The 5,997-nt window shown below is 71.9% G+C and carries 5 protein-coding genes; 2 read left to right on the plus strand and 3 right to left on the minus strand.

The features are described from left to right. The first annotated feature begins 56 nt into the window (after positions 1-56). Positions 57-1,418, plus strand: coding sequence for an APC family permease (locus tag CCS38_RS00750; protein WP_223731222.1), 1,362 nt, complete (start codon positions 57-59; stop codon positions 1,416-1,418). Positions 1,419-1,442: 24 nt separating this feature from the next. Next, on the plus strand, positions 1,443-2,036 hold the full coding sequence (locus CCS38_RS00755) for a GNAT family N-acetyltransferase (RefSeq protein WP_372456950.1): 594 nt from the start codon (positions 1,443-1,445) through the stop codon (positions 2,034-2,036). A 54-nt stretch (positions 2,037-2,090) separates the two neighbouring features. Here CCS38_RS00755 and CCS38_RS00760 read toward each other — a convergent pair whose 3' ends face one another. From CCS38_RS00760 to CCS38_RS00770, 3 genes are all read right to left on the minus strand, one after another. Further along, positions 2,091-4,457: an MFS transporter gene (locus CCS38_RS00760; protein ID WP_223731224.1), complete on the minus strand. Its 2,367-nt coding sequence runs from the start codon at positions 4,455-4,457 to the stop codon at positions 2,091-2,093. Positions 4,458-4,555: 98 nt separating this feature from the next. Further along, a complete protein-coding gene (locus tag CCS38_RS00765) occupies positions 4,556-5,152 on the minus strand; it encodes a TetR/AcrR family transcriptional regulator (protein WP_223731225.1) in 597 nt (198 codons plus the stop codon). A gap of 170 nt (positions 5,153-5,322) precedes the next feature. Continuing rightward, positions 5,323-5,982, minus strand: a complete 660-nt coding sequence (locus CCS38_RS00770; RefSeq protein ID WP_223731226.1) for a 4'-phosphopantetheinyl transferase family protein — start codon at positions 5,980-5,982, stop codon at positions 5,323-5,325. Positions 5,983-5,997 lie beyond the last annotated feature (15 nt).

A 5,997-nucleotide genomic window follows, 5' to 3' on the forward strand; every position in this document is an offset into this window, starting at 1 on the left:
CTTAACAAGTCTTCCGAGCCCCCTCCCCTCGCCCTCACCACTACTGGAGTCCCACCGTGACCGAGCCAGCCCCCGCGCTCCGCCGGACCCTGACCCTGAAAGGCGTCGTCGCCTTCGGCCTCGCCTACATGGCCCCGCTGATCGTGCTCGGCACCTTCGGCGTCGTCGCCGGTGAGACGCATGGCGCCGTGCCCACCGCGTATCTGCTCGCCATGGTCGCGATGATCTTCACCGCGCACAGCTACGGCAAGATGGCAGCCCGCCACCCCGTCGCCGGCTCCGCCTACACCTACGTACGGCGCGCCATCGACTCCCGGGCCGGATTCCTCGTCGGCTGGGCGACCCTGCTGGACTACTTCTTCCTGCCGATGGTCATCTGGCTGATCGGCGCCGCCTACCTCAAGGCCGAGTTCCCAGGAGTGCCCTCCTGGGTGTGGATCCTCGCCTTCATCGCCGTCACCACCACGCTGAACATCTGCGGCATCCGCACCGCCGAGCGCGCCAACGACCTGCTCATGGCCTTCCAGGTGCTGGTGATCGGGTTCTTCGCCGTCCTCTCCCTGCTGCACGTCTTCCACCAGGGCGGTACCGGGGCGATCTTCAGCAGCACGCCGTTCGTCAATGACGCGACCACCGTGACCGGTGTGTCCGCGGGTGCGGCCGTCGCCGCGTACTCCTTCCTCGGGTTCGACGCCGTCACCACCCTCACCGAGGAGGCCGTCGACCCGAAGCGGACCATTCCGCGCGCCATCCTCCTCACCGCCCTCATCGGCGGCGGCATCTTCGTCGCCCTCGCCTACACCACCCAGCTCGTCCACCCCGGCGCGGCGTTCGACGACCCCGACTCGGCGGCCTTCGAGATCGCGAAGACCATCGCGGGCGACCTGTTCGCCTCCTTCTTCCTCGCAGGGCTGGTCGTCGCGCAGTTCGCCTCCGGCATCGCCGCCCAGGCCAGCGCCTCCCGGCTGCTGTACGCCATGGGGCGGGACGGCGTCCTCCCGCGCCGCCTCTTCGGCTATCTGCACCCCCGGCTGCGCACCCCCGCGCTCAACATCGCCCTCACCGGCCTGATCGGCCTGATCGCCCTGCGGCTGAGCGTGACGACGTCCACGTCCTTCATCAACTTCGGCGCGTTCACGGCCTTCACACTGGTCAACGTCAGCGTCATCGCCACGTACTTGCGCGAACGCCGTGCCGGGACCCGGCTCAGCCCGGTCACCTACCTGGCCTTCCCCGCCGTCGGCGCCCTGGTCGACCTCTGGCTCCTCAGCCGCCTGGACGGCAAGGCCCTCACCCTCGGCCTCATCTGGCTCGCCCTCGGCATCTGCTACCTCGCCTACCTCACGCGCCTGTTCCGCGTCCCGCCGCCTGAGATGGACTTCACGGAAGAACCCGCCAAAGCCGATACCGCTGCTTGATCATTTCCGGGCAGAATGCACGGTATGCCGAACACGTGTACCCCCAGGGCCGCGACGGCCGACGACACTCCGTCGATCGGCCGGTCGCTGGCCCGGGCCTTCGACGACGATCCGTTGATGTGCTGGCTGCTCCCCGACGCCGCCACCCGCGGTGAGCGGCTCGTCCGTTACTTCACGACGCTCTTCCGCCGGCAGTACGGGCCGCACGGCAGGTGCGAACTCACCTCCGCCGCCGCGGCGTTCTGGGTGCCGCCGGAGGCCCGCGACAAGGCCGTACCGGACGCCGGGACGGTGCACGAACTGGTGGACATCCTCGGCGAGCGCGCCCTGTTGCTGCGGGACGTCGTGGAACAGGTCGCCGCGCACACGCCCGAGGAACCGCACTGGTATCTCGCGCTGATCGGCGCCGACCCGGAAGTCCGCGGTCAGGGCCACGGCGCCGCCCTGCTCCGCTCGGGCCTCGCCCGCGCCGACGCGGCGGGCCTCCCCGTCCACCTGGAGTCCTCCAAGCCGGACAACATCCCGTTCTACGAGCACTTCGGGTTCACCGTCAGCGCGGAACTGCGCGCCCACGAGGACGGCCCGACGCTCTGGCCGATGTGGCGCCCGGCGCAATGACGAGGAGGGCGGCATCCGTACGTACGGATGCCGCCCTCCTCGGGGTCCGGGGTGTCAGTCCCCGTGCGTGAGGGTGATGTCGAAGCCGTCGTGGCCCGCGGCGCCGACGGTCAGCGGGGTGGCGACCGGCGGGAAGCCGCTGGCCACGACCGTGTACTCGCCGCCGGACAGGTCGGTGAACGCGTACGCGCCGTCCGGGCCCGTCGTCCGGACCGCCACCACGTTGCCCGCGGGGTCCAGCAGCGAGACACGGGCCTCGCCCAGGGGCGCGCCGGTCCGGCTGTGGACCGTGCCGCGGAGGGTGGCGGCGGGCTGGAGCACGGCGTCCTGGCGGGTCGGTACGCCTCCGGAGACCTCGGCGATGCCGGCGTACGGCTGGTACCCCTCCGCACTGGCCGTCAGGGTGTAGACGCCCGGTACGAGCGAGGGGAGGCGGTAGCCGCCGTCCTCGCCGGAGGAGGCCGACTCGATCACGTCGCCGCGCTCGTCCGTGGCCACGACCAGGGCGTTCGGCACCGGTGACGAGCCGGCCCGCACGGTGCCCTCCAGGCCGCCGGTCCCGGCGAGCATCAGGTCGAAGGCGACCGGTTCCGCGCCGACGGCCAGGGTGGCCACCCGCGGCTGGTGCCCGGCGGCCGCACCGACGAGTACATAGCTGCCCGCGGCCGGGGTGGCCAGGGAGTACTGGCCGTCCGCCGCCGCCGTGGCGCGGCCGAGCTGGCTGCCCTGGGAGTCGATCAGCGTGACGGCGGCCTCCGGCACGGGCGCACCGGCCGCGTCCAGCACCCGGCCGTGCACGGCGGGACCGGTCGGCGTCGCGACCGCCGCGGTCACCGGAGTCGGCTCCGGCTCGGCGGACCCGTCGTGTGCGCCCCCGTGCCGCCCGTGGCCATGGCCGTGGTGCTCCGGCTCCACCGGTACGGCCGGGCCGTGATCGGCGACGGCCTTGCCCCTGCGGTACAGCAACAGCGTGATGACCAGGCCGGTGGCGAAGAAGGCGGCGGCCCACCAGTACGCGATGTCGTAGCTGTGCAGGGCGGCTTCCGCCTGGTTCAGCCTGGTCGGCCTGCGGTCCGCGAGGTAGTTGGTGACGGCGCTGGCGGCCATCGTGTTGAACAGCGCGGTGCCGATCGAACCGCCGACCTGCTGCATCGTGTTGACCGTCGCCGAGGCGACGCCCTGGTCACTCGGTGCGACGCCCAGCGTGGCCAGGCTCATCGCGGGCGGCATGACCATGCCGAGGCCGAAGCCCATCACCAGCAGCGGCGGCAGGACGTGCGCGGCGTACGTGCTGTCCAGGTCCAGCCGCGTCAGCCAGATCATGCCGGCCGCGGCGAAGAACATGCCCAGCGGCACGATCGGCTTGGGGCCGATCTTCGGCACGAGGATGTTCATCGACAGCTGCGCCATCACCATCAGCATGCCGACCATGGGCAGGAAGGCGAGACCGGTCTTGACCGGCGTGTACGCCAGGGTCTGCTGCAGGTAGTACGTCAGGAAGAGGAAGACCCCGAACATGCCGGCGCCGGAGATGAACACGGATATGAAGGACGCGGCGCGGTTGCGGTCACCCAGCACACGCAGCGGCAGCAGGGGATGCCCGGCGCGCGTCTCCCAGAGCACGAACGCGAGGAGCAGCACGCCGCCGCCCGCGAGGAACGCCCAGCACATCCAGTGGCTCCAGGCGTGCGTCTCGGCGCTGGAGAAGCCGAAGACGATGCCGAAGAGCCCCGCGGCGACGAGCAGCGTGCCGAACAGGTCGAGCCGGGGTCGCGTGGTGGGCGCGGGGCGGCGGACGAAGATCAGCGCGCCGATGACCGCCACGACGGCGATGACGAGGTTGACGTACAGGGTCCAGCGCCAGTCCAGGTGCTCGGTCAGTACGCCACCGAGCAGCAGCCCGATGGCGCCGCCGGAACCGGCGATCGCACCGAAGATGCCGAACGCCTTGGCGCGTTCCTTGGCGTCGGTGAACGTCGTCGTCAGCAGGGACAGCGCGGACGGGGCGAGCAGCGCGCCGAACAGGCCCTGCAGGGCCCGGCCGATCACCAGCATCGAGAAGCTGTGGGCGGCACCGGCCAGCGCGGAGGACCCGGCGAAGCCGACCAGACCGATCAGCAGCGTCGTCTTCCGTCCGAAGAGGTCGGCGAGCCGCCCGCCGAGCAGCAGCAGGGAGCCGAAGGCGAGGGAGTAGGCGGTGACGACCCACTGCCGGCCGTCGTTGTTGAAGCCCAGGTCGCGCTGGGCGGACGGGAGGGCGATGTTCACGATGGTGGCGTCCAGCACCACCATCAGCTGGGCGAGGCCGATGACGGCCAGCACCCACCAGCGGTGGGGCGTGTGCCCCGTCGCCCGGCCGCCGGACGGCGCCTCGGCCGGCTGCCCGGCGTCGGCGCCTGCATCGACACGGGTGGAGGTCATACGGAGTCCTTCGGTTCTTCCGGGGTCCGGTGCTCCTCTTCCGGGGTCCCCAGGGGTGGTTCTAGTGCGTGCCGCCCGGCGTTGCGCCCGGGCCGGCGTCAGGTCCGCAGCAGGGCGGGAAGCACCACGGCGTCCAGATAGCGCGTGAGGTACGCGGCGTCCGCGGGGCGTTGCTCGATCATCGGGCGCGAAAAGACGGCGCCGGACAGTGCGTGCGGGAAGAAGGGGATCGCCGGGCAGCCGGAGTCGACCTCGCCGCGGGCGACCGCCCGGTCGAGCATCGCCTGCATCACCTCCAGTTCGGGTTCGATCAGGGCCGTGTGCATGGCCTCGGCCAGCTCCGGATCCCTGTGCACGGCGTGCGTGATCCCGCGCATCAGGTCGATGTCCTTCTTGGCGTCCCCGATGCGCCGGGCGAGCTCGTGCACATCACCGCGGAGCGAACCGGTGTCCAGGTCCTCCAGCGAGAACGGCCGCAGATGCCGCAGCGCAGCGGACACCAGCCGGGGCTTCCCCTGCCAGCGGCGGTACAGCGTGGCCTTGCTGCACCGGGAGCGGGCAGCGACGGCGTCCAGGGTGAGGTTCTCGTATCCGACCTCGCGCACCAGATCCAGGACCGCGGCGTACAGCTCCCCCTCGCGCTCCGGCGAGAGCCGCGTCCGGCGTGCTGCGGACGGCGGCGTGGTGACGGGCATGTCCACCCCGAACAACGGATCGAAACGGTTTCGTACTCTTAGCCTCTTCGAGCGTACGCCTCGCTCCGATCGAAACGCAAACGTTCCGATAGTGGCCTCCGTGAGGGCTGGTGGGGTCCCCTACCAGGCTGCGCCCCTGCCCGCCGCCCCGCATCCGCGGCCGCGCGGTCTCACGCGGGCAGCACCACGGCCGTCGTCACCAGCCCCGACCCGATCAGCCACCGGCCGCTGAACCCGGTGAGCTCCCGGCCCCGGACGACCGGCCCCGGGACGAGGAGGCGGGCGGTGAAGGTGGCGTCCGTCGGGTCGAGGGTGAGGTGCGCCTCCTCGAACCCGAGCCAGCGGCGGGCGAGCGGATACCACGCCTTGTAGACGCTCTCCTTCGCGCTGAAGATCAGCCGGTCCCAGCAGACCTCGGGCATCAGCTCGGCGAGCCGGGCCAGCTGGGCCCGCTCCTCGGGGAGGGTGACCAGCTCCAGTACGCCCTGATCGGCCACCGGCTCGTGCGGCTCCGCGTCCAGGCCCAGGGTCAGCACGTCCGTGGCGCGGGCGACCGCGGCGGCGCGGTAGCCGGTGCAGTGGGTGAGCGCCCCGACGACGCCGGCCGGCCAGCGCGGCGCGCGGTCGGGCCCCGGCAGCAGGGGCGCGGGGGCGAAGCCCAGCCGGGCGAGCGCGTCGCGGGCGCAGCCGCGTACCGTACCGAACTCCTGCTGCCGCTTCGGTACCGCGTCGGCCACCAGGGCGAGTTCCTCGGGGAACATGTCCGAGACGGGGGCGTCGTGGAACGCCTCGGCGGTGATCACGGGGGCGGGCAGCAGCTTGTCGATCATGCGGGGGCCCCGGGG

Origin of the sequence: Streptomyces purpurogeneiscleroticus, assembly GCF_020024005.1 — a bacterium.
GTDB lineage: Bacteria > Actinomycetota > Actinomycetes > Streptomycetales > Streptomycetaceae > Streptomyces > Streptomyces purpurogeneiscleroticus.